Annotated in this window: 24 protein-coding genes; 18 read left to right on the top strand and 6 right to left on the bottom strand. The window is 70.0% G+C overall.

Annotation, left to right across the window (positions count from 1 at the left end; translation table 11 throughout):
* Positions 1 to 14: 14 nt before the first annotated feature.
* Positions 15 to 1,061 (top strand): acyltransferase domain-containing protein, encoded by a 1,047-nt coding sequence (locus tag GA0115254_RS25290; protein ID WP_256102763.1) that lies wholly within the window; start codon positions 15 to 17, stop codon positions 1,059 to 1,061.
* Here GA0115254_RS25290 and GA0115254_RS25285 read toward each other — a convergent pair.
* Positions 1,022 to 3,232, bottom strand: a complete 2,211-nt coding sequence (locus GA0115254_RS25285; protein WP_093897579.1) for a multicopper oxidase family protein — start codon at positions 3,230 to 3,232, stop codon at positions 1,022 to 1,024. The two genes, GA0115254_RS25290 and GA0115254_RS25285, sit on opposite strands and share 40 nt — an antisense overlap.
* A gap of 111 nt (positions 3,233 to 3,343) precedes the next feature.
* Between GA0115254_RS25285 and fabG the strand changes: the two genes are divergently transcribed.
* The 10 genes from fabG (at position 3,344) to GA0115254_RS25235 (ending at position 10,587) form a co-directional block, all read left to right on the top strand.
* Complete coding sequence (fabG, locus tag GA0115254_RS25280) at positions 3,344 to 4,084, top strand: 3-oxoacyl-ACP reductase FabG (protein WP_093897578.1); 741 nt, start codon at positions 3,344 to 3,346, stop codon at positions 4,082 to 4,084.
* Positions 4,085 to 4,094: 10 nt separating this feature from the next.
* Complete coding sequence (locus GA0115254_RS25275; RefSeq protein WP_093897577.1) at positions 4,095 to 5,579, top strand: peptide MFS transporter; 1,485 nt, start codon at positions 4,095 to 4,097, stop codon at positions 5,577 to 5,579.
* Positions 5,580 to 5,759: 180 nt separating this feature from the next.
* Entirely contained in the window at positions 5,760 to 6,080 is a 321-nt protein-coding gene (locus tag GA0115254_RS25270; protein WP_093897576.1) for a TcmI family type II polyketide cyclase, read from the top strand.
* Positions 6,081 to 6,129: 49 nt separating this feature from the next.
* Complete coding sequence (locus tag GA0115254_RS25265) at positions 6,130 to 6,555, top strand: cupin domain-containing protein (RefSeq protein ID WP_093897575.1); 426 nt, start codon at positions 6,130 to 6,132, stop codon at positions 6,553 to 6,555.
* Entirely contained in the window at positions 6,552 to 7,817 is a 1,266-nt protein-coding gene (locus tag GA0115254_RS25260) for a beta-ketoacyl-[acyl-carrier-protein] synthase family protein (protein WP_093897574.1), read from the top strand. Before GA0115254_RS25265 ends, GA0115254_RS25260 begins: the two co-directional genes overlap by 4 nt.
* On the top strand, positions 7,814 to 9,031 hold the full coding sequence (locus GA0115254_RS25255) for a ketosynthase chain-length factor (RefSeq protein WP_093897573.1): 1,218 nt from the start codon (positions 7,814 to 7,816) through the stop codon (positions 9,029 to 9,031). The genes GA0115254_RS25260 and GA0115254_RS25255 overlap by 4 nt, the downstream gene beginning before the upstream one ends.
* A gap of 61 nt (positions 9,032 to 9,092) precedes the next feature.
* Positions 9,093 to 9,347, top strand: a complete 255-nt coding sequence (locus tag GA0115254_RS25250; protein ID WP_093897572.1) for an acyl carrier protein — start codon at positions 9,093 to 9,095, stop codon at positions 9,345 to 9,347.
* A gap of 1 nt (position 9,348) precedes the next feature.
* Positions 9,349 to 9,816, top strand: coding sequence for an SRPBCC family protein (locus GA0115254_RS25245; protein WP_093897571.1), 468 nt, complete (start codon positions 9,349 to 9,351; stop codon positions 9,814 to 9,816).
* Positions 9,813 to 10,136: an antibiotic biosynthesis monooxygenase family protein gene (locus GA0115254_RS25240; RefSeq protein WP_256102762.1), complete on the top strand. Its 324-nt coding sequence runs from the start codon at positions 9,813 to 9,815 to the stop codon at positions 10,134 to 10,136. The genes GA0115254_RS25245 and GA0115254_RS25240 overlap by 4 nt, the downstream gene beginning before the upstream one ends.
* Before the next feature lie 16 nt (positions 10,137 to 10,152).
* Positions 10,153 to 10,587 carry an SCP2 sterol-binding domain-containing protein gene (locus GA0115254_RS25235; protein ID WP_093897570.1) on the top strand — a complete coding sequence of 145 codons (435 nt, stop codon included), beginning with the start codon at positions 10,153 to 10,155 and terminating at the stop codon, positions 10,585 to 10,587.
* Positions 10,588 to 10,713: 126 nt separating this feature from the next.
* Here the strand turns inward: GA0115254_RS25235 and GA0115254_RS25230 are convergent, their stop codons facing one another.
* The gene (locus GA0115254_RS25230) at positions 10,714 to 11,454 is read right to left on the bottom strand and encodes a SchA/CurD-like domain-containing protein (protein WP_093897569.1); all 741 of its coding nucleotides are present in this window, start codon (positions 11,452 to 11,454) and stop codon (positions 10,714 to 10,716) included.
* Positions 11,455 to 11,470: 16 nt separating this feature from the next.
* Positions 11,471 to 11,917, bottom strand: a complete 447-nt coding sequence (locus GA0115254_RS25225) for an anthrone oxygenase family protein (RefSeq protein WP_093897568.1) — start codon at positions 11,915 to 11,917, stop codon at positions 11,471 to 11,473.
* A 243-nt stretch (positions 11,918 to 12,160) separates the two neighbouring features.
* Here GA0115254_RS25225 and GA0115254_RS25220 point away from each other — a divergent pair, with 243 nt between their 5' ends.
* From GA0115254_RS25220 to GA0115254_RS25200, 5 genes are read left to right on the top strand one after another with little or no spacing between them, the layout of a single operon-like run.
* Positions 12,161 to 12,598, top strand: coding sequence for an anthrone oxygenase family protein (locus GA0115254_RS25220; RefSeq protein WP_256102761.1), 438 nt, complete (start codon positions 12,161 to 12,163; stop codon positions 12,596 to 12,598).
* Between the two features lie 51 nt (positions 12,599 to 12,649).
* Positions 12,650 to 13,702: a methyltransferase gene (locus GA0115254_RS25215; RefSeq protein WP_093897724.1), complete on the top strand. Its 1,053-nt coding sequence runs from the start codon at positions 12,650 to 12,652 to the stop codon at positions 13,700 to 13,702.
* 48 nt (positions 13,703 to 13,750) lie between these two features.
* Positions 13,751 to 14,500, top strand: coding sequence for an SDR family NAD(P)-dependent oxidoreductase (locus GA0115254_RS25210; RefSeq protein ID WP_093897567.1), 750 nt, complete (start codon positions 13,751 to 13,753; stop codon positions 14,498 to 14,500).
* 1 nt (position 14,501) lies between these two features.
* Positions 14,502 to 14,813 carry an antibiotic biosynthesis monooxygenase family protein gene (locus GA0115254_RS25205; protein WP_176740278.1) on the top strand — a complete coding sequence of 104 codons (312 nt, stop codon included), beginning with the start codon at positions 14,502 to 14,504 and terminating at the stop codon, positions 14,811 to 14,813.
* Positions 14,813 to 15,124, top strand: a complete 312-nt coding sequence (locus GA0115254_RS25200; protein WP_093897566.1) for an antibiotic biosynthesis monooxygenase family protein — start codon at positions 14,813 to 14,815, stop codon at positions 15,122 to 15,124. Before GA0115254_RS25205 ends, GA0115254_RS25200 begins: the two co-directional genes overlap by 1 nt.
* Before the next feature lie 295 nt (positions 15,125 to 15,419).
* Here the strand turns inward: GA0115254_RS25200 and GA0115254_RS25195 are convergent, their stop codons facing one another.
* The 3 genes from GA0115254_RS25195 to GA0115254_RS25185 all read right to left on the bottom strand — a co-directional run bounded on the left by GA0115254_RS25195 (position 15,420) and on the right by GA0115254_RS25185 (position 18,274).
* Positions 15,420 to 16,421: a beta-ketoacyl-ACP synthase 3 gene (locus GA0115254_RS25195; RefSeq protein ID WP_093897565.1), complete on the bottom strand. Its 1,002-nt coding sequence runs from the start codon at positions 16,419 to 16,421 to the stop codon at positions 15,420 to 15,422.
* Between the two features lie 129 nt (positions 16,422 to 16,550).
* The gene (locus GA0115254_RS25190; RefSeq protein WP_256102760.1) at positions 16,551 to 17,585 is read right to left on the bottom strand and encodes a hypothetical protein; all 1,035 of its coding nucleotides are present in this window, start codon (positions 17,583 to 17,585) and stop codon (positions 16,551 to 16,553) included.
* A 173-nt stretch (positions 17,586 to 17,758) separates the two neighbouring features.
* Positions 17,759 to 18,274, bottom strand: a complete 516-nt coding sequence (locus GA0115254_RS25185; RefSeq protein ID WP_093897564.1) for a MarR family winged helix-turn-helix transcriptional regulator — start codon at positions 18,272 to 18,274, stop codon at positions 17,759 to 17,761.
* Between the two features lie 160 nt (positions 18,275 to 18,434).
* Between GA0115254_RS25185 and GA0115254_RS25180 the strand changes: the two genes are divergently transcribed.
* Both GA0115254_RS25180 and asnB read left to right on the top strand, forming a co-directional pair.
* Positions 18,435 to 18,860: a DUF6069 family protein gene (locus tag GA0115254_RS25180; protein WP_093897563.1), complete on the top strand. Its 426-nt coding sequence runs from the start codon at positions 18,435 to 18,437 to the stop codon at positions 18,858 to 18,860.
* Between the two features lie 98 nt (positions 18,861 to 18,958).
* Positions 18,959 to 20,827, top strand: a complete 1,869-nt coding sequence (gene asnB, locus GA0115254_RS25175) for an asparagine synthase (glutamine-hydrolyzing) (protein ID WP_093897562.1) — start codon at positions 18,959 to 18,961, stop codon at positions 20,825 to 20,827.
* Positions 20,828 to 20,848 lie beyond the last annotated feature (21 nt).

Here is a 20,848-nt window from a genome sequence, read left to right as displayed (position 1 = left end):
TCCAGTCTCACGGTATGACATCCCCTCATCGCCGCTCCCTTGTCCTGATGTTCCCGGGCACGGGAGCGCAGCACGCGCGGATGGCCGCCGGGCTCTACGGATACGAGCCCGTCTTCACCGACGCCGTCGACTCGGTCCTGAGCCGTCTCGGCCCGGAGGGCTGCGCCGTGCGGAAGGACTGGTTGGCCGACGCGCCCGCCGAGACCTTGGACGCCGATACCCGTTCCGCGCCGCTGCTTTTTGCGGTGGACTACGCGATGGGGCGGCTGGTCGAGAGCTGGGGCGTGCGCCCTGCCGCGTATCTCGGCCACAGCATGGGTGAGTTCGCCGCCGCTGTGCTCGCCGGGGTGTTCGGCCTCGACGACGCGATGCGGCTGCTGTGGCAACGGGTGATGATGCAGCGCACGACCCCGGCGGGCGGCATGCTCGCCGTGGCGGCCTCGGAGCAGGAGCTGTCCGGCTATCTGGGCGACGGCGTGGTGGTGGGCGCGGTGAACGCGCCGCGGCACACGGTGCTGTCGGGGCCCGAGGAGCCGCTGCGCCGGGTGGCGGAAAGGCTCGCCGCGGACGGCAGAACCTGCCGCCGGCTTGCCTCCCGCACCCCATATCACAGCCCCGCGCTGGCGCCCCTGGTACCGGAGAGCGAGGCGCTCATCGGCGGGCTGCGGCTGGCCCGGCCGCACACCCCGCTCTACTCCGCCTACACCACACGGCTGTTGAGCGACGAGGAAGCGGTCAGCCCGGCGTTCTGGGCGGTGCAGCCCATGGCACCTGTGCTGTTCGGGCCGACGCTGGACCGGGTGCTGCGCGAGGGTGACCGTCTGCTGGTCGAGGCGGGCCCGTCGCAGAGCCTGGCGGTGCTGGCCCGGGGGCACCGGGCCGTGCGCTCGGGTCGCAGCGCGGTGGTGTCCACGCTGCCGCCCCGGGCCATGGGCCCCGGGGCGGACCGGCGGAGCGTGCGCGCGGCGCGCGGGGAACTGCTCGCCGGGACGTGCCGTCCGCAGGAGATCTCGGCCCCGGGTCACTCGGGCCGGTTGCCGGTGGACCTCCCTGTTTCGTAGGGGCTCGACACGCCGTCGTACGCGAGGTGCAGCACCATGCCGTCGCGCGCGTGGTCGAGATTGTGGCAATGGTCCATCCACAGGCCCGGGTTGTCGGCGCGGAAGGCGACCTCGTACCGCTCGCCCGGCGCGACGTTGAGGGTGTCCGTCCACCAGGGGCTGCCGGTTGCCTTCTCGCCGTTCCTGGAGAGCACGAGCATGCGGTGCCCGTGCAGGTGCATGGGGTGGTCGTCGAGGCTCCGGTTGACGAAGGTGGTGCGCACCAGATCCCCCTCCTTGACCAGCAGGGCCGGGATGTCCGGGTAGACGGCGTTGTTGATCGTCCAGAGCACCATGGGCCGGCCGTCGAAGAAGCCGAAGCTGTTGCCCAGGACGAGATGGAAGTCGCGGTCGAAGTGCGGTGAGGAGCCGAAGGGGGTGTCCGCGGGCGTGCCGTAGCGCAGGGGGTCGAAAAGGGGGCCGGCGGCGGGCGCGGGTTCCGAGCCGCCACCACCGTCGAGCAGCAGGGACGCCGTCTCGACCCGGCCCTTCCCGTAGGCGCCGTCCTCGCCGCAGCCCTCGAAGCTGTGACTGGCACTGGATGCGTTGGCGTCGCCGACCACGGTCAGGCGGACCGGCCCCGCGGGCTGCCGGAAGGTGAGGTCGTACCGGCCGCCGCCCGCGAGCCGAAGCCGCGCGTTGTGCAGTTCGGTGGGGCCGGACACCTCGTTTCCGTCGATGGCCGCGACCTTGAAGGCGGCTCCCGCGAGGAGGTAGGTGCGCGGGCAGTTGTCCGCATTGACCAGGCGCAGCCGCACCGGGGTTCCCGGCGGAACCTCCTCCTTCCGCATCCGGGTGTCGTCGCCGAACGCGGTGCGCAGCGTTCCCCCGGCGCCGTTCACACCGCTCAGGGCGCCGCCGCCATGGCCACCGCCACCGCCGCTGTCGACGGCCCAGGCATGCGCCACGACAGTGCGGTCCACGGCCTCCGGGTCCTTCGCCGCCTCGGGCTCCTCCACCACCAGCGCGCCGAACAGGCCACGCGCCACCGCGCTGCTGGACTGCTGGTGCGAGTGGTACCAGAAGGTGCCCGCACGGTCCGGCCGGAAACGGTACACATGGCGTCGGCCGGGCAGTACCGCGTCCTGCGTCACCCCGGCCACGCCGTCCTCGGCGTTGGGTACGTCCACACCGTGCCAGTGCAGAGTGACCCCGTCACGGACGTTCCGGTTGACCAGGGTCACCTCGACCAGTTGCCCTGACCGCACACGCAATTCGGGGCCCGGAAGCTGCCCGTTGAACGCAAGGGCAGCCACTTTCTCGCCGGACGCAAGACGCATCGTCCGATCCGTCGCGGTCAGTGTGAAGCGCCGGTCGGGCTTGCCCGCGCGGTCGCCGGTGAGGTCGTCGACGGTGCGCAGGGGAGCCTGCCCGGCGGAGGGTCCGCCGCCGGTGTCGAAGGAGTGCTGGTGTGCCGAACCGCCGATCCGGCCCGGCAGCCTGCTCTGTTCGGCTGCCAGCGAGCAGCCGCTGACGGCCAGCACGGTCAGAGTGGTCACCACGGCCGTGGCGCGCAGCATGCGCTTCGCTCGTGACGGCGGGCGCCAGTCGGGGGCCCCGACCGCGGTCCGGCGCTGCTGCTGGAGCAGGACCAGCCCTCCCGCGGCGGCGAACAGCAGGGTCAGCTCCACGACGAGCGTCAGGGTGAACGGAGGCGTGGGCGGATGAAGAGTGCAGGCGGCGCCCAGGAATGCCGCGACGCAGCCGACTTGGACCGGGACCACCAAGCCCATGCGGGAGGCCAGTTGGCGCAGCATCGACGGATCCGGCGGCTGCGCCCCCTCTGCCGCGGCTTCCGGATGCCGGGTGGCGCGCACCACCCGCCAGTACGCGGGCACCGAGAGCGCGACGACGGCCGCGCCCGCGAGCACCAGGGGCAACGCGCCGAACAGCACGTAGTCGGCGCCCCCCAGCCACCCGGCCGCGCCCGCCAGCGCGAGGGCCGCCGCGACCCTGACGACGAGCACCACCAGGGCGGTGCACAGGAGCACCAGCCCGAGCCGGGCCCTGCGCCGGACCGACACCGCCGTGGGCCTGGTCGCCAGCTTTCGTGCCCCGCGGGCCGCGAAGCCCCAGAAGACGGCCGCGAGTACGGACCAGAGGATGTTCTGTTCGAAGAGGTTCTCCACCATGGGGCTCACCCTGGCGTGCCGTCTTCGAGTCTGCCTCGAGGCGACTGGACGATGCTCGCGCACGGCCGCGGCAGTCGCCCCGGCCGTGCCGCACAGGGGAGGAGACACGAGATGCGCAAGAGGCGCAGTGCGCTGGTCACCGGCGGATCGCGGGGCATCGGGCGCGCGGTGGCGGTTCGGTTGGCACAGTCGGGGTACGACGTCGGATTCTGCTCGCGGTCCGCGGACGAAGCCGCGCTGGAGACGGTACGGCTGATCGACGAGGCCGGCGGCAGGGCTCATCACGCGGTCTGTGACGTCACCGACGCCGATGCCGTGCGCGCCTTCGTCGGTGAGGTGGAGGAGAAGCTTGCGCCGGTGTACGCGGTGGTCAACTCCGCCGGTGTGCTGCGCGACCGCCCGATGGCACTGATGGCCGCGAAGGACTGGCAGGCCGTCGTCGGGACGAGCCTCGACGGCACGTTCAACGTCTGCCGTGCCGTCATGCGCGGTCTGATCACTCGCAGGTCCGGCGCGCTGGTGAACGTGTCGTCCGTCATCGGCGTCTACGGAAACGCCGGCCAGACCAACTACGCGGCCGCGAAAGGCGGTTTGAACGGGCTCACCCGCGCGCTGGCGAAGGAGGTCGCCCCGTACGGGGTGCGGGTGAACGCCGTGGCGCCGGGGTTCATCGACACCGACATGCTCGACGGGATGACGCCCAAGGCCCGGGAGGCCGCCCTCGGAAAGATCTCCATGGGCCGCTTCGGAAGTGCCGAGTCCGTCGCCGAACTGGTCGCGTTCCTGCTCTCCGACGGCGCCGACTACATCACCGGCCAAGTGGTGCAGATCGACGGTGGGATATCGCTGTGAGGAGAGCGTCATGACCGCCGACAGCAGCACTGCCACGACCCCGGTCGCGCCGCTGGACGATCCTGGACGGCCGCTCCGGTCGATGTTCCGTGAACGCTGGTTCAGCACCCTGTTCATGACCGACATGTGGGAGCGTTTCAGCTTCTACGGCATGCAGGCGCTGCTCTTCCTCTACGCGACGGCACCGGCCGCGGAAGGCGGTCTCGGGCTGTCCGACGGCACGGCCGGTGCGCTCTTCGGCCTCTACATCTCCGCATCGTTCCTGGCCGCCATGCCCGGCGGCTGGCTCGGCGACCGGGTGCTGGGCACTCACCGGGCGATGCTCTGCGGGGCTCTGATCATCATGGCCGGTCACCTCTCCATGGCCGTGCCCGCGCACGCCACCTTCTATCCCGGGCTGTTCCTGGTGGCCTGCGGCACCGGGCTGCTCAAGCCCAACCTTCCCGTGATGTTCGACCAGATGAACCCGGGCGCGAGCAGCAGCAGGCGGCAGGCGGCCTTCTCGCTCTTCTACATGAGCATCCAGGTCAGCGCCCTGATCGGTCCGCTGGTCACGGGTGCACTGGGCGAGCGGGTCGACTGGCACCTGGGATTCGGCGCCGCGGCGGTCGGCATGGCCTTCGGCGTCCTGCAGTACATGCACGGGGCCTCGTCACTGCGTGGAACGGCCACCGGCCCCAGCCGCCCGCTGCCCCCCGACGCGCTGCGCCGCCTGATCCGCCACGGCTGGGCCGCCCTGGCGGCCGCGGTGGTCCTCGGCGGTGGCCTCGCGGCCGCGGGCGGCCTGCCGCTGAGGCCGGTACTGGCCCTGTGCGGGCTGGCGTCCCTTGCCGCGCCTGTCTGGTACTTCAGACGACTGCTGCGCGGCGCGGAGCTGGACGAGGCCGCGCGGCAGCGGATCCGCGGCTACCGACGCGTCTTCGTTCCTTCGGTGGTGTTCTGGGCGATGTACGGGCAACTGGGGTCGGTGTTCAGCCTGTTCGCGCGGGAGCACACAAACCGTCAGGTCGCCGGCCATACCGTGCCCGCCAGCTGGTTCCAGTCGGCCCACCCGCTCTTCCTGCTGCTCCTGGCCCCGCTCTTCGCATGGCTGTGGTTGCGGATCGGTGCCCGCGTGGGAGTGGCCGGAAAATTTTCCGCCGGACTGCTGTGCGCCGGTGGCGGATTCGCCGTACTCGCCGTCGCGGCCCGGTTCGCGTCCGACGGGGGCATGCCGGTGTCCGCGTTCTGGCTGCTGGGCGCCTTCCTGTGCATGACGTGCGGCGAGCTCGTCTTCGGCCCGGTGGGGCTGAGCGTCACCGCGGAATCGACCCCCGAGGGTCACAACAGCCGGATGATGGGCCTCTTCTACCTCGGTGCGGCTCTGGGTGCGGGTCTCGGAGGCCAGTTGTCGCACCTCGTGGGTGTCCTGCCGCTCTGGACGTATCTGGCGGGATTCGCCGTAGCGGCCGCTGCGACGGCGCTGTCACTCCGCCACAGAACGGCACGAATGTGAGGTCGAGTTGAGCTGGACGAGGGCTCAAGCCCACAGGACCAGCATCGCTTTCGGACAGGTGCCCGACCGCTTGCGGGCACGACGTCCGTCCGCTCACGGGCTGGGTGCCCGTCCGCTCACAGGCACCCCGACTGCCCGACCTGCCGGGCCGCTCCCGGCGATATCCGTGAAGGAGTCCCCATGGCGCACCGCACTCTCATCGTCGCGCGGATGGATCACGACGACGCGGACAAGGTGGCCGCGCTCTTCGCCGAGTCCGACGCCACCGAACTGCCGCACATGATCGGAGTCCAGCGACGCACGCTGTTCCGCTTCCGTGGCCTGTACTTCCACCTGGTCGAGGCCCAGGCGCCCATCGACGCCAGCCTCTACAGGTCCCGCGACCACCAGCTCTACCAGGACATCAACACCCGGCTGCAGGAGTTCATGACGCCTTACGACCCGTCGTGGCGCGAGCCGAAGGACTCCATGGCCGAGCCCTTCTACAGCTGGACACCCTGAGTCCGCCGCACCCCGTCCCCGGCTTTCCCTCCCCACCTGTGGAGCACCTATGCAGACCTCCGACCTGACCAAGGTCGCCATGGACGATGTGCCGCCGAACCGTAAGCGCGGTGGCGATCTGCGTGTCCTGCTGAGTCCCAAGACCTGTGGAGCGACCTCGGGTTTCATGGGCGTGGGCACGTTGGAGCCCGGAGAGTTCGTCTCCGAGCACTACCACCCCTACTCCGAGGAGTTCTTTCACGCCATCCGCGGGCGTGTCCTGCTGCGAGTCGAGGGCCGGGAGGTGGTGCTGGAGCCGGGCGAGTCATTCATGGTCCCGATCGGCGTGCGGCACCGCATCGAGAACCCCGGCGCCGAACAGGCGTTCGTCGCCTTCTTCCTCAGCCCTCTCGCCCCGCGCCCCGAACTCGGCCACGTGGACTGCGAGCCGCTGCCGGGAGAAGGCACCCTGCCCGAAGTGGGGGACGTGCGATGACCGCACGCGCGGTGATCACCGGTATCGGTGTCGTCGCCCCCGGCCGGCCGGGCCGCGAGGCGTTCTGGGAGATGATCGTCAAGGGCCAGACCGCGACCCGGCGCATCACCCTCTTCGACCCGACGCCCTTCCGCAGCCGGATCGGGGCGGAGTGCGACTTCGACCCCGAGCAGAACGGGCTGTCCTTCCAGGAGATCCGGCGCACCGACCGGGCCGGGCAATTCGCGATCGTCGCCACCCGGGAGGCGGTCGCCGACAGCGGCATCGACCTCGGCGCACAGGACCCGCACCGGATCGGCGTCAGCGTCGGCAACGGCGTCGGCAACGCCATCTCCATGGAGCAGGAGTACCGCACGGTCAGCGACAACGGCCGCCAGTGGCTGGTCGATCCCGGCTACATGGCTCCGCACCTCTACTCGTACGTGATGTCGAGCTCGCTGGCGACCGAGGTGGCCTGGGCCGCCGGCGCCGAGGGCCCGGCGACCGTGGTCAGCTCCGGCTGCTGCGCCGGCATCGACGCGGTCGGCTATGCGGTGGACCTGATCCGTGAGGGCTCGGCGGAGGTGATGGTGGCGGGCGCCACGGACGCGCCGATCTACCCGATCACCGTCTCCTGCTTCGACACCCTGCGCGCCTCCTCCACGAGCAACGACGATCCCGAACACGCCTGCCGCCCGTTCGACAGGCGGCGCAACGGGCTGGTGCTGGGCGAGGGCTCGGCCGTGTTCGTGATCGAGGAGCTGGAGCACGCGCGTCGCCGCGGCGCGCGGATCTATTGCGAGGTCGCGGGCTACTCGGCCCGCGCCAACGGTTACCACATGACCGGACTGCGGCCGGACGGGCGGGAGATGGGTGAGGCGATCACCGCCGCGCTCGACGAGGCCCGGATCAATCCACACGAGATCGACTACGCCAACGCTCACGGCTCGGGCACCAAGCAGAACGACCGGCACGAGACCGCCGCGTACAAGCGCAGCCTCGGTGAGCACGCGTACCGGATCCCGGTGAGTTCCATCAAGTCGATGGTCGGGCACTCGCTCGGCTCGATCGGCTCGATCGAGATCGCCGCGAGCGCGCTGGCGATCGACCGCGGCACGATCCCACCCACCGCCAACTACGAGGAGCCCGACCCCGAGTGCGACCTCGACTACGTGCCGGGCACGGCACGCGAGGCCGATCTCGACGTCGTCCTCAGCGTGGGCAGCGGCTTCGGCGGGTTCCAGAGCGCGGTGGTGCTCACCTCACCGAGGAGGATCGCATGAGCGCGAGCGCACCCGTCATCACCGGCGTGGGCGTGGTCGCGCCCAACGGCCTGGACCGCGAGGCATGGTGGCAGGCGACGCTGGACGGAAAGTCGGGCCTCGGCCGGATCAGCCGGTTCGACCCCGCCCGCTACCCGGTGCGGATCGCCGGCGAGGCCACCGGCTTCGAAGCGGCCGACCACGCGCCACCACGGCTGGTCAGTGAGACCGATGCCATGACGCAGTACGCCTTCGCGGCCACGAACGAGGCCCTGGCGGACGCCGTGGTGGACCCGGACGCGATGACCGACCTCGACATGGCCGTCATCACCGCGAATTCCTCCGGCGGCGTCGAGTTCGGCCAGCGCGAGCTGCAGAAGCTCTACAGCGAGGGACCGCAGGCCGTGGGGGCCTACATGTCCATCGCCTGGTTCTACGCGGCCACCACGGGACAGCTGTCCATCCGGCACGGCATGCGTGGCCCCTGCGGTGTGCTGTGCTCCGAGCAGGCCGGCGGCCTGGACGTCCTGGCGCAGGCCAGGCGTGTTCTCGCCAAGGGCACCCGGCTGGTGCTGTCCGGCGGCACCGACGCCTCCTTGTCCCCGTACGGACTGGTCTGCCAGCTCTCCACCGGACGGCTCAGCGAGGAGCCGCGGAGCGGCCGGGCGTACGTGCCCTTCGACCGTGCGGCGAGCGGCTATGTGCCGGGGGAGGGCGGGGCGATCCTCGTCGTGGAGAGCCACGACGAGGCACGTGCCCGGGGAGCCGAACGGATCTACGGCGAGATCGCGGGGTACGCGGCGACCTTCGACCCGCGCCCGGGTTCCGGGCGCCCGCCCGGCCTGCTGCGCGCTGCCGAACTGGCCCTGGCCGACGCCGGAACGACGCCCGCCGAGATCGACGTGGTCTTCGCGGACGGTCACGGCCTGCCCGAACTCGACCGTCAGGAGGCCGAGGCGATCAACGCGGTGTTCGGCCCGGGCGGCGTGCCGGTCTCCGTCCCCAAGACGATGACCGGCCGGCTCTACGCGGGTGGCGCGGCACTGGATGTGGCCGCCGCGGTGCTGGCCCTCCGGGACCAGGTGATCCCACCCTCGGTCAACGCCCGTCCCGACCCGGTGTACCGCCTCGACCTGGTCACCGATCGTCCACGTGAGGCCGGTCTGCGGACCGCCCTGGTCCTCGCGCGTGGCTACGGGGGCTTCAACGCCGCCGTGGTCCTCAGATCCGTCTGACAGCCGGCACCGCTCGCACGACCCGTCCGGCTCCCCTTTTTCACGTCCCCAGGAGGAACAGATGAACAGCATCAGCTTCGAGGATCTCAAGGCGATCATGAGCCGGTGCACCGGCGAGCTCGACGGCATGGAGCTCACCGAGGCCGACCTCGCCACCTCGTTCACCGAGATCGGGTACGACTCGCTCGCGGTGCTGGAGATCGCCAGCCAGATCCAGCGCGAGTACAACCTGCAGATACCGGACGAGGCCATCGAGGAGATGGACTCCCCGAAGGCCGTGATCGACTACGTCAACGCGGGCCTGGCGGCGGTCTGACATGGCTGCCACCGACAACGCGATCGTCATCGCCGCTCCCATGGAGCTGGTGTGGGACATGACCAACGATGTGGAGTCCTGGCCCGAGCTGTTCTCCGAGTACGCCAAGGCGGAGATCCTCGGCCGTGAGGGCGCGACCATCACCTTCCGGCTCACCCTGCACCCCGATGAGGACGGAGCGGTCTGGCACTGGGTCTCCGAGCGTACTCCGGACCCGGTCCGGCGGACCGTGCGGGCACGGCGCATCGAGACCGGCCCCTTCGAGTTCATGAATCTCCTGTGGACCTACGCCCAGACCGACGCGGGGGTGGAAATGCGCTGGCGCCAGGAGTTCGCGGTCAGGTCCGGGCTGCCCTTCGGCGACAAGGAGATGACGGAGCGACTGAACACCAACACGCGCCGGGAAATGCTCAGGATCAAGGAACTGGTGGAGAAGGCGGCGGCGGGCCGGCCGGCGGTGAACCGGTGAAGCCCGGGCTGCGGGTGCTGCTGCGGATCCGTATCACCGAAGGACACGAGGCGGAGTTCGAGGAGCTGTGGCGCGCCCACGCCGAGACCGTCAGCCGCTTTTCGGACAATCACGGACAGCAACTGCTGCGCCAGACCTCGGAGAGCGGCAGCTACACCGTGCTGACCGACTGGACGGACGAACCGTCCTTCCGGGCCTTCGAGCAGAGCCCGGAACAGCAGGCCTACCTCAAGCGGCTCTGGGCGATCCGGGCCGGCGGGGAGATGCAGCTGCTCGAAGTGATCGGCGAACTGACACCGGCCGTCACGGCCGAAGCCTAGAATCCGGGAGGAACGGATGAGTGTGCAGCAGGAACAGGTGACCGAGCTCGTCGAACTGGTCGAGTCGACCCCGCCCAAGGAACTGGAAGCCGCGGTAGCGCAGCGCGAAGGCGGGCTGGACGCCGCCCTGACACTGATCTTCGATCTGCTGGTGTCGGAGTTCAATCCGGACAAGGCGAAGGGGCAGAAGGGTGTCTTCCAGTTCGACATAGCATCCGCCGACGGCAAGAAGCTCCATTACGTGCACGTCGAGAACGACACGTGCCGCACCGACAAGGGCCTGCACGAGAACCCCGACATCACCATCGGGATCAAGTTCCCCGACATGATGGCGATGGGTGTCGGCAAGCTGCCGGGCGCAAAGGCCTTCCTGACCGGGAAGCTGAAGCTCCGCGGCAGCCCGTTCATGGGCACCAAGCTGGGCGAGTGGTTCGACCACCCGGAGATCTGACCCGGTGATCCGACGAAGCCGCCGCCGCACCGAGAGGCGCGGCGGCGGCTTCCTGGTGTCCGGCGGGCAGAGCGGTCGACAGGTGCCGACCGGTTCGAGCACGCGGACGATGCCCCGTGGCGGGCGTCAGTCGACTCCCAGGACGGACATGTGGGCGATCGAGAGCATCGCCTGCTGGTGGACGAGGGCCAGATAGGCGTCCGGGTGACCGGGCCGTTCCGTCCCGTCCAGATAGGGAACGAGCCACGCCTCGGCGTCGTCGCCGAAGCAGCGATCCGTCAGATAGCCGACGACGTCGTACGGGTGGCCGTCGTACTGCACGACCCGCACCAGGGTGTCGTTGTGCAGGAAGAGGGCCGTACGGACGATTGTCGGGTGTTCCTCGGACAGCCGCAGCGAGGCCCGCCGATTCGCTGTGGCGCGGGCCGCGGACAGTTCCGCCCCGGCCCCCCTCCGCAGCGGATACCGCAGGGCGACCGTGCCGGCGGCGGGGCGCTCGTCGGGGCTGTGCTGCTCCAGTACGGTCATCAGGCTGCGGTGAAAGTGCTCCCTGAAGCCCTCGGGGGTCTCGGTATCCCGCCGTTCGGCGAGATACGGCAGGATCGCTCGCTCCGCTTCGTGCACTCCTTTCTGCACCGACATGTGCCGGGCGATCTGCGCGGCGCCGGCGCCGTCGTGGTGGATCACCCGGACCATGGTGTCCCCCTGGACGAACAGGCCGGTTCCGAGCAGCATCCCGATGGTCTCCCCCGAGCTGTCCTTGATCACGGGGGAGTCGACCCGGGTGAAGTTGTGTGGCGAGAAGACCTCGGTGAGCTCCTCCTCGTGACCCGGAACGACGCGATAGGTGACGGCGTCCAGTGGCATGGCGGTTCCTCCTCAATCAGCGGGTGGCGAGTACCGCGACGGTGTCGGCGGCCAGGGCGACTGCGGCAAGCCCCGTACGCAGGCGGTGCCAGGCACGCCAGAGCGGCCGCGGATCGGACCAGGGACCGTCGGCGGCGAGAGTGCTCAGGGAGCGGTTGATCGGGACGTTGCCGAGATGCGAGACCGCCTGCACCCCGATGAGCAGCACCGACGCAAGCGGGAACAGGATGTTGCCCGGCGGCCCGGCGAGCCAGGCGAGGGCGAACCCGCTGAGGGTCACGACGTTGACCAGGATCGGCATCAACGGGTGGTAGCCCTTTCCCAGCAGGGCGTGGGCACGCAGGTAATCGGCCCGTCCCATGGCCGACATGGCGGGACCCACGCTGACCGCGACGGCGACGAAGATGCCGGTGACGGTCCCCGTCCCGCTCAGCACGATCCCGCTCAGCACTTCCTCAAGCATCACGACTCCCGGTCGATGGTGTGGTGTATCCGTCACCGTGCCGTGAACTGCTCGATTCGCTGTGGAGGGGCGCTCGACGGCCGGACGCGCGGAGATCTTCCGCAGTCGCGCCGTTGGCCATCGAGCCGTCTTCGAGTCCCTTTCGACCAACGGCTCCGACAGTCGACGCAACGGTCCGCCGGATCGGGCGGCGGCAGATCGAGAGGGTGAATCGTGGCTGAGCTGGTCCGGATACTGATGCCCATGGCACTGTTCGCCGGCGGTCTGGCGGCCGGCGGGCTGGCGATCTCGGTGCTCGCCGCCCCCCTGTTCACCACGCTGCCCACCGGGATGTACGTCCCGGTGCACAAGGGTCTGGTCACGCGCTTCGACCCGTTCATGCCGATCTCATTGCTCAGCTGCCTGCTGTGCGATCTGGTTCTGGTGATCGCGACAGAGGACACCCGTGTACGGCTGCTGTCGGCGCTGGCCGCCCTGCTGCTGGCCTGTGCCATCACGGTCTCGCTCACCAAGAACGTGCCGATCAACCGGTGGCTCGCGACGCTCGATCCGCAGCAACTGCCCGCGGACTTCGAGCGGCTCGACCCCCGCGAGCGCTGGATCCGCTGGAACCGCGTGCGGGGCGCGCTGGCCGTCACCGCTCTGGTGGCCAACGTCAGTGCCGCCGCAATGCTTATCTGACGCATCGTCATTTCATCACCCACCCCCGGCCTAGGAGAACGTGTGGACCCCATGACCGGTGTGGTCGGCCCGGCGATGACCGCCGCGCTGCCGCCCCACGTAAGGCTCTTGCTGCTGACGGACGGCAAACGGATATCCCGGGTGCTGCATGTGGTCGCCGAGCTGGGCATAGCCGACGAGCTGGCCGACGGTCCGCTCGCGGTGCCCGAACTGGCCTCGCGCACCCGCACCCATGCCGATTCGCTGGGACGTGTGCTGAGGGTGGCCGCCGCATTCGGGATCTTCGAGGAACAGGAGGACGGCCGGTACACGCTGACGGAGATCGGCCAGGTCCTGCGCTCGGATGTCCCCGGCAGCCAACGGGACATGGTGCTCTACAACGGCACCGAGATGCTCTGGCGCTCGTACGGCTCGCTGATGCACACCGTACGGACCGGGCAGCCCGCCTTCGAGGACGCCTACGGACACGGCTTCTTCGAGCACCTGGAGGAGAACCCGGAGGCGAGCGCCCTGTTCGACCGCGCGATGACCGGCATGAGCCGGGCCACCGCCAGGATGCTGCTCGAAGGCTACGACTTCGGCCGGTTCACCCGCATCGCCGACGTCGGCGGCGGACGCGGCTTCTTCCTCTCCGAGGTACTGAAGCGGCACCCGGAGAGCCACGGCACGCTCATCGACCGCCCCGCCGTGGTGGAGGAGGCGCCCAAGCTGCTCGGCGAGGCGGGGGTCGCCGAACGCGTCGAGGTCGTCCCCGGTGACTTCTTCCAGGAACTGCCGAAGGGCCGCGACGCCTATGTACTCAAGGCCGTTCTGCACGACTGGGACGACGAACGCGCGGCCGCGATCCTCGGCCGGGTGCGCGAGGCGCTCGGCGACAACCCCGACGGGCGGCTGCTGATCTGCGAGTTTCTGGTGGGCCCGGCCAACCAATGGGACCGCGGCAAGCTGCTCGACCTGGACATGCTGATCCGCTTCGGCGGTCGCGAGCGCGACGAGGACCAGTGGCGTGCGCTGCTCGCGTCCGCGGGCTTCGAGCTGGTGAACGACCCGGTCCCCGGGCGCTGGGCGGTCCTGGAGTGCCGCCCGGTCGCCGTCGGCCTCTGAACAGACCTGTTCCGCACATTGACCCGACCCGAGAAGACGGAGATACGCATGGAACTGCGACTGGTGGGCAAGAACGCGCTGGTCACCGGCGGCACGCGCGGGATCGGCCGGGCCACCGTGCTGGCCCTGGCCCAGGCCGGTGCCACGGTGGTGACCTGCTACCGGAGCGAGGGGGAGGCGGCCGACAGTCTTGCCCGCGAACTCAAGGAGCTGGGCGGTGACCACGCCGTCGTCCGGGCGGACGTGGGCACGGCGGAAGGCGTGGAGTCGGTGCTCCAGGAGTGCCGCACACGATTCGAGACCCTGGACATCCTGGTCAACAACGCTGGTGTGATCAGCCAGATCCCGTTCGCCCAGCTGCCGTTCGAGGAGTGGGAGCGGGTCGTCACCACCAACCTCACCGGCCCCTTCATGGTCATCAGCAAGGCGCTCCCGCTGCTGCGCGAGGGTTCGTCGGTGATCAACATCGGTTCGCGCGGCGCCATGGCAGGCATCCCGCTGCGCGGTCACTACACCGCGTCCAAGGCGGGTCTGGTCGGGCTCACCCGGACGCTGTGCAAGGAACTGGGCGGCACGGGCATCCGGTTCAACGTCGTGGCGCCGGGCGTCATCGACACCTCCGAGCCGGACGAGCTGACCGACGAGCAGCGGGCCGCGTACAACGAACGCTACCTGCGGATGATGGCGCTGGGCCGCTTCGGGCGCCCCGACGAGATCGCCGGCGCCGTCCTCTTCCTGGCCAGCGACCTGTCCACGTACGTCAACGGCGAGACCCTGCACGTCGACGGAGGTGTCTGAGATGGCCGCGGAGCGGGTGGGAGCCTTCCGCGTCCTGCTGACCGTGCAGGTCAAGCCCGGTATGGAACCCGACTTCGAGCGGGTCTGGGCCGAGGGCAGCAAGGAGGTCACCGCACAGTCCGCGAACCTGGGCCACACCCTGGCGCGCAGCGCGCGGGAGGAATCCGTCTACTACGTGGCCAGCGACTGGACGGACAAGGACTCCTTCCTGGCGTTCGAGAGCAGCCCGGAGCACATCGCGCACCGCGAGAAGCTGCACCCGTACCGGACCGGTGGCTCGCTGGCGATGATGCACCTGGTGGAGGTGGCGTGATGAGCGGGGCTTCGGTCCGGGTCCTGCTGTACCTGCGGGCCGTCGAGGCGGATGTCCCGGCCGTGGAGGACGCGTATCACCGGATCAGCAAGGACCTGGCGGGCACACCGGGCCTGCTGGGCAACGAGTTGCTGCGCGAGGTCACCGACCCGGAGGCCTTCGCGGTGCTGAGCGAGTGGGAGAGCCTGACCGCGTTTCAGGACTGGGAGTCCGGCTCGGCGCACCGGGGGACGACCTCACCGCTGAGGCAGTTCCAGGACGGCGAACGACAGCGCCCCTTCGCGCTGTTCGAGGTGTCCGCGGCGTACTGACCCCGCGACCGCCGGCGCGACGACGGCCGTGCTGTGAAGAGCCCCGCTCTTCACAGCACGGCCGTCCGCATGTGCGGGGCACGGGCGTGTGGAGCAGGCTCCGGCCACGGGGCCGGCACCTTCCGGAAGGAGGAGGCGGCGGCGACGCGGGCGCGGGGCCGGGCGCGGGTGCGTCGTGCGTCGGACCAGGGGCCGGGGGCCTGGGCGGCTCGGGGAACGCGGACATGAAGGAAGCGGGCACCCGGCCCGTCGTGGACAGCCGGGAGCCCGCTTCGGCGCGAGGGGCGGCAGAGCCTCAGGGGAGACGGACCACCTGGCCCGCGTAGACCAGTCCGGCCCCGAAGCCGACCAGCAGGGCAAGACCGCCGCTGGGCGCCTTGCCGCCGGCCAGCAGCTCCTCCATGGCCAGCGGGATGGAAGCCGCCGAGCTGTTGCCGCTGGTGATGATGTCCCGGGCGATCGCGGTGCGTTCGGTCAGACCGAGCTGCTCGGTCACGAAGTCGGTGATGAGCATGTTGGCCTGGTGCGGGATGAAGGCGTCGAGCTCGTCCACGGTGACGCCGGACAGCTCCAGCATGCGTCGGGTGGCGGGCACCAGTTCGTTCGTCGCCCAGCGGTAGACCCTCCAGCCCGACATGGTGATGGCGGGCCGCGCCTGCGGCCGTGTACCGGTCCCGTCGTGCCAGGGCGCTGTCATCTTCAGCGCCGCGTTGCGCGAACCGTCCGCACGCCAGACCACCGGGCCGATGCCGGGCTCCTGAGAGGGGCCGACGACCACGGCACCGGCGCCGTCGGCGAAGAGGAAGGCGGTGTCGCGGTCCTCGTGGTCGAGGATGTCGGTCATCCGCTCCGCGCCGATGACCAGGACATAGTCGGAACGTCCCATCCGCACCTGATCGCTCGCCAGGGCCACGCCGTGGCAGAATCCCGCGCACGCCGCCGAGATGTCGAACGCGGCGGCCTGCCCGGCGCCCAGCCGGTGTGCGACCTCGACCGCGACGGCGGGCATCTGTTCCATCGAGGTGATGGTGGCGACGATGACCGTGCCGAGCTGGTCGGCACGGATGCCCGCGGCGGCGAGCGCCTTCTCAGCCGCGGCTGTCGCCATCGCCGGGAGTGTTTCGGCCGGGGAGGCGTAACGGCGCGAGCGGATGCCCGAGCGGCGCTCGATCCAGTCCGGGTCGAGACCGGTCCGCTCAGCGACCTCGGTATTGGGGACCGATCGTTCGGGCCGGTAGGTGCCGACCCCCAACAGACGGCTGTGACGCAGGACTTCTGTGTCCCGGATGGCGGTCATGCTTGTCCTTTCCTGGCGTACGGGAGGGCCCGGAGGCGGTGGGGCGGGGCACCGGGCGCTGTGTTTCACGGGCGGCGCGTGATCGCCGCAGGTGTCGCGGTCGTCAACGGCGCGGCGGAATAGGGCGGTTCACGACGTCCGCCCGGGTGCGGGCCGCTTTCCCCAGCGGGTCCTGTTCCAGGGCTTGTACGTGGACACGGCCGTCATGAACACCAGCGATCCCAACGCCACGGCGGCGGAAGCGGTCATGGACCATCCGACGGTGTCCAGTTCGCCTCCGCGTACCGGCGCGCCGGCGTCGACCAGCTCATTGGCCCTGAGGATCAGCTGGTGGATGACGGAGAACCCGAGCAGCATGACGCCCATGGTCAGGAAGAACTTGACCGCCACCCACGTGCGCTGCAGCAGGCCCCACTTGGTGCCCGCGCCGACGACGATGCCGGTGATGAGCGCGAACATGCTGGTCATGCCGAGAAAGATCTCGTCCAGCAACGACATGGTGCGGTACATCGCGGCCTGCTGTTCGGTACTGCCCGTGGTGACACCGGCCAACGACATGGCGAACATCCCGGTCACCAGCCCCAACCAGCCGACCGAAATGGCCACATGGGCGGTCAGGACGGCCTTGCGCAGCCGCTGCGGGATCGTACGGCTCTGTGTGCGCACCGCCGCCATCCACCGGTTCGCGGACGGGGCGAAGAGCAGGACCAGACCGACGACGGAGGCCACCAGGCTCACCACTGCCAGACTTCCCTGCAGCAGTCCGACCAGCGGCCGTCCACCGAGCCCGGCGAGGCCGAGGCCGGTGAAGACGATGCCCAGCGACGTGAACACCGTGAGCAGCACCCGGCCCCACTGGCGGCCGGCTCTGAGCATCTCGGCGAAGAAACCGAACAGCGCACAGAAGGCGATGGTCAGGGCGAGGTCGCCGGTGGTCGCGGCGCCTGCGACGCCGGTCTCGACCTGGTGGGCGATCTCGAAGACGTTGCTGGCGATCGCGGCGAGCGTCGCCACGATCACCATGACGTAGGCCCAGCCGATGGCGGTCGGGGGCCGTCCGGTCGGAGCCGCGCCGTCGGCCGGACGGAGCGTCCGCACCGACGGGCGGCGATCGCCCCCCGCCTTGGTGATCTGTCGTCGGTCCGTCTGGTCTGTCGTACTCACCGTCGCGCCTCCTTCGGAACAAGGCGCGGACGTCCCGCGGCAGCGGGGCTTCGACGCGCCGTCGATGTGCGGGGTTCTGGCGCGATCAGCCTCGCTGGGCGGGCTCGAAGGTCACTCGAAGGCGGGTGGACGAAGGACTCGGCGGCGGGCGGTGAGGCGCTGCCCGGACAACGTCAGCCGCGGCTGGCGCCGTCCAGGGAGTGGACGAACTTGGTGAGCAGCCGCGCGAACTCCTGCTGCTCGTCCTGGTCCCAGCCGTCGAGCACATGGGAGTAGAAGTTCTGTCGGGTGCGGTGCGCCGCGGCCACGGCCTCCTCCCCCAGGGCGGTGAGCTCCAGGCAACTGCGTCGGCCGTCCTCCTGCGAGGCCACGCGGCGCACGAAGCCGGACCGGACCGCGTCGGCGACGATGCGACTGGCCCGTGAGGGGTCGATGGCGAGCCGGTCGGCCACGAACCCCACCGTGACGTCCTGGCCGCTCTCGCTCGTGCCCTCGTCGACGGCGTCGACGACCGCGAGCGTATGGAGGTCCACCGGCTCCGCCATGCCCTTCATGACGGGTCTGGCAAGGCTGCGCCGGGCCTGCCGGCGGCGGATGCGGATCATCGCCGTCTCGACGGCGGTCAGCACGGCCTCGTCGACCGGTGCCTCATCGTCCCGATTCCGGGCTTTCGTCTCGATGGTGTTCATGCCTTTCACCCTTCGAGGTTACTTGCATACGACTGGACCGCGCATTTCTGGGTGTGAGACCATTATATGCGAACCTCATGTATATGTTTAATGCACAGTATCCGTGTGCCGTGTCCACTGCGCCATCCACTTCGAGCATTTTTGACCGAAGGAGAAGGAAATGTCAGCGTCCCCCACCACTCGTACCGGCAGTCCGACGCGCACCCGAGCCCTCGCCGTCGTGGGAGTCGTGTTACTCGACGCGCTGATCTGGATCGCCGCGAGCAATGTCTTCGACATCGAGCTGAGGGTCCCGGACGGCCCCGGTTCCACCAGTACCAGCGAGCTCGCCCTCCCCGTCGTGATCATCTCGGTGGCCGTGGTCTCCCTCGTCGGATGGGGCCTGCTGGCCCTTCTGGAACGGCTGACCGCCCGTGCCCGCACCGTGTGGACGGCCATCGCCTCGGCGGTCGTCGTGCTCTCTCTCTTCGCGCCGCTGTTCTCCGAGAACCTGACGGCGGGCAACCGGACCACGTTGGTCTGCCTGCATTTGGCGGTCGGCGCGGTGCTGATCCCGGCATGCCGCAAGGACGCCCGTCGGGCGTGATGCGGGGGTGCCGGTCCAGCACCCCTCCAGCCCGCTTCGAGGGCACCGGGAGATCTTGAGCCCCCGAGGCACCCGCAGGTCACGGAAGGAGATCCCGTATGTGCGGCATCGCAGGCTGGGCCGTCCACGAGAACGGCCGGCCCTGGGACGACCCCGAAGTCGCCGACTCCATGGCACGCACGATGGCCTGCCGGGGCCCCGACGACCAGGGCATCTGGACGGACCGGCACGCGACGCTCGTCCACACCAGAATGGCGGTCATCGACCTGGCAGGTGGCCGCCAGCCCATGGCCGCGGAGGAGGGAGAGGAACCGGCGGCGACCCTGACCTACTGCGGCGAGATCTACAACTTCCGTGAGCTGCGGGCGGAGCTGACCGGTCGCGGCCACCGGTTTCGCACCCGCAGCGACACCGAGGTGGTGCTCCGTTCCTATCTGGAGTGGGGCGAGCACTGTGTCGAGCGCCTGGAGGGCATGTTCGCCTTCGCCATCTGGGACCCGCGCAGGCGCACGCTGTTCCTGGCCCGCGACCGCTTCGGCATCAAGCCGCTCTCCTACGCGCAAACCCCCGAGGGGCTGGTCTTCGGCTCCGAACCCAAGGTGATCCTCGACCACCCCGCCGTCCGTCCGGTGGTCGATCTCGACGGCTTGCGCGTGCTCTTCTCCATGGCGCGGGCCCCCGGCGAGAGCGTCTACCGCGACATCCGCGACCTGCCGCCGGGACACACGCTCGTCCAGGGTCCCGGCGGCGAGGTGACCCTGCGCCGGTACTGGCAGTTGGAGGCGCGGCCGCACGAGCACGGTCTGAAGGAGACCATCGGCACCGTGCGCGAGCTGCTGGAGAGCAGCGTGGCGCGGGAGCTCGTCTCCGACGTCCCCCTGAGCGTGATGCTCTCCGGAGGTCTGGACTCCAGCACCGTAGCGGCGCTCGCGGCCCGCGCGCTGGCCGCCGAGGGGGCGGGACCGGTCCGCACCACGACCGTCACCTACAGCGGCTACAGCGACAACTTCCAGGCCGACCTGGTGCGCAGCGCGCCCGACTCCCCGTACGCCCAGGCCGTCGCCGACCACATCGGCGCCGACCACCGGGAGATCGAGCTCAGCACCGCGGACCTGATCGACCCGGTCGCGCGACGCACCGTGCTGCGCGCCCAGGACGTCCCCGCTCCTTTCGGGGACATGGACACCTCGACGTACCAGGCTTTCGCGGGCGCGCACCGGCACTCCAAGGTGGCGCTGACGGGGGAGAGTGCCGACGAGATATTCGGTGGTTACAGCTGGGTGCACATCCCCGACCTGGCCGACGAGGAGCAGTTCCCGTGGGTCGCCTTCGAGCAGTGGCACCCCGGGACCCGCGCGGGCCTGGGGCAGGGACTCCTCTCGCCGGCCTTCAAGTCCCGTCTGGACATGGGTTCGTACTACGCGGAGCGGTACGCGCAGGCGATGGCGGAGATACCCCGGCTGCCCGGTGAGGGTGACGAGGAACGCCGTGCCCGCGAGATCTGCCACCTTCATCTGACCCACTGGCTGCCCCGGCTGCTGGAGCGCAACGACCGGCTCAGCATGATCTCGGGTCTCGAGGTGCGGGTGCCGTTCTGTGACCACCGGCTCGTCCAGTACGCCTACAACATCCCCTGGGCGATGAAGACCTATGACGGCCGGGAGAAGAGCCTGCTGCGGGCGGCCGCGAGCGACCTGCTGCCGGAGAAGGTACTCGACCGGCCCAAGGCGCCTTTCCCGGTGAGCCAGGACGCGACCTACACCAAGGCCCTCCACCAGGAACTCGCCGAAGTGCTGGCGGACCCGGGCTCGCCGGTACTGCCGATGCTGGACGTGGCCGCGGCCCGTCGCGTGATCGTCCGGGAAGGCGACGACCAGGCCCAGGACTGGCTGCACCGCATGAACATCGAGATGGTGCTCCAGGTCAACACCTGGCTCCAGGGGCTCGGGGACTGCCTGGAACTGTGAGCGCGACGGGCAGGGCGGTAC

Source organism: Streptomyces sp. Ncost-T10-10d (assembly GCF_900091955.1).
Taxonomy (GTDB): domain Bacteria; phylum Actinomycetota; class Actinomycetes; order Streptomycetales; family Streptomycetaceae; genus Streptomyces.
The sequence above is the reverse complement of the archived record's forward strand: the minus strand, read 5'-3'. Positions and strand labels throughout refer to the sequence as shown.

Bases quoted from the DNA above. Each gene is read 5' to 3' on its own strand.
- GA0115254_RS25290 (WP_256102763.1), top strand. From the start codon at position 15: ATGACATCCCCTCATCGCCGCTCCCTTGTCCTGATGTTCCCGGGCACG.
- GA0115254_RS25285 (WP_093897579.1), bottom strand. From the start codon at position 3,232: ATGGTGGAGAACCTCTTCGAACAGAACATCCTCTGGTCCGTACTCGCG.
- fabG (WP_093897578.1), top strand. From the start codon at position 3,344: ATGCGCAAGAGGCGCAGTGCGCTGGTCACCGGCGGATCGCGGGGCATC.
- GA0115254_RS25275 (WP_093897577.1), top strand. From the start codon at position 4,095: ATGACCGCCGACAGCAGCACTGCCACGACCCCGGTCGCGCCGCTGGAC.
- GA0115254_RS25270 (WP_093897576.1), top strand. From the start codon at position 5,760: ATGGCGCACCGCACTCTCATCGTCGCGCGGATGGATCACGACGACGCG.
- GA0115254_RS25265 (WP_093897575.1), top strand. From the start codon at position 6,130: ATGCAGACCTCCGACCTGACCAAGGTCGCCATGGACGATGTGCCGCCG.
- GA0115254_RS25260 (WP_093897574.1), top strand. From the start codon at position 6,552: ATGACCGCACGCGCGGTGATCACCGGTATCGGTGTCGTCGCCCCCGGC.
- GA0115254_RS25255 (WP_093897573.1), top strand. From the start codon at position 7,814: ATGAGCGCGAGCGCACCCGTCATCACCGGCGTGGGCGTGGTCGCGCCC.
- GA0115254_RS25250 (WP_093897572.1), top strand. From the start codon at position 9,093: ATGAACAGCATCAGCTTCGAGGATCTCAAGGCGATCATGAGCCGGTGC.
- GA0115254_RS25245 (WP_093897571.1), top strand. From the start codon at position 9,349: ATGGCTGCCACCGACAACGCGATCGTCATCGCCGCTCCCATGGAGCTG.
- GA0115254_RS25235 (WP_093897570.1), top strand. From the start codon at position 10,153: ATGAGTGTGCAGCAGGAACAGGTGACCGAGCTCGTCGAACTGGTCGAG.
- GA0115254_RS25230 (WP_093897569.1), bottom strand. From the start codon at position 11,454: ATGCCACTGGACGCCGTCACCTATCGCGTCGTTCCGGGTCACGAGGAG.
- GA0115254_RS25225 (WP_093897568.1), bottom strand. From the start codon at position 11,917: ATGCTTGAGGAAGTGCTGAGCGGGATCGTGCTGAGCGGGACGGGGACC.
- GA0115254_RS25220 (WP_256102761.1), top strand. From the start codon at position 12,161: ATGGCACTGTTCGCCGGCGGTCTGGCGGCCGGCGGGCTGGCGATCTCG.
- GA0115254_RS25215 (WP_093897724.1), top strand. From the start codon at position 12,650: ATGACCGGTGTGGTCGGCCCGGCGATGACCGCCGCGCTGCCGCCCCAC.
- GA0115254_RS25210 (WP_093897567.1), top strand. From the start codon at position 13,751: ATGGAACTGCGACTGGTGGGCAAGAACGCGCTGGTCACCGGCGGCACG.
- GA0115254_RS25205 (WP_176740278.1), top strand. From the start codon at position 14,502: ATGGCCGCGGAGCGGGTGGGAGCCTTCCGCGTCCTGCTGACCGTGCAG.
- GA0115254_RS25200 (WP_093897566.1), top strand. From the start codon at position 14,813: ATGAGCGGGGCTTCGGTCCGGGTCCTGCTGTACCTGCGGGCCGTCGAG.
- GA0115254_RS25195 (WP_093897565.1), bottom strand. From the start codon at position 16,421: ATGACCGCCATCCGGGACACAGAAGTCCTGCGTCACAGCCGTCTGTTG.
- GA0115254_RS25185 (WP_093897564.1), bottom strand. From the start codon at position 18,274: ATGAACACCATCGAGACGAAAGCCCGGAATCGGGACGATGAGGCACCG.
- GA0115254_RS25180 (WP_093897563.1), top strand. From the start codon at position 18,435: ATGTCAGCGTCCCCCACCACTCGTACCGGCAGTCCGACGCGCACCCGA.
- asnB (WP_093897562.1), top strand. From the start codon at position 18,959: ATGTGCGGCATCGCAGGCTGGGCCGTCCACGAGAACGGCCGGCCCTGG.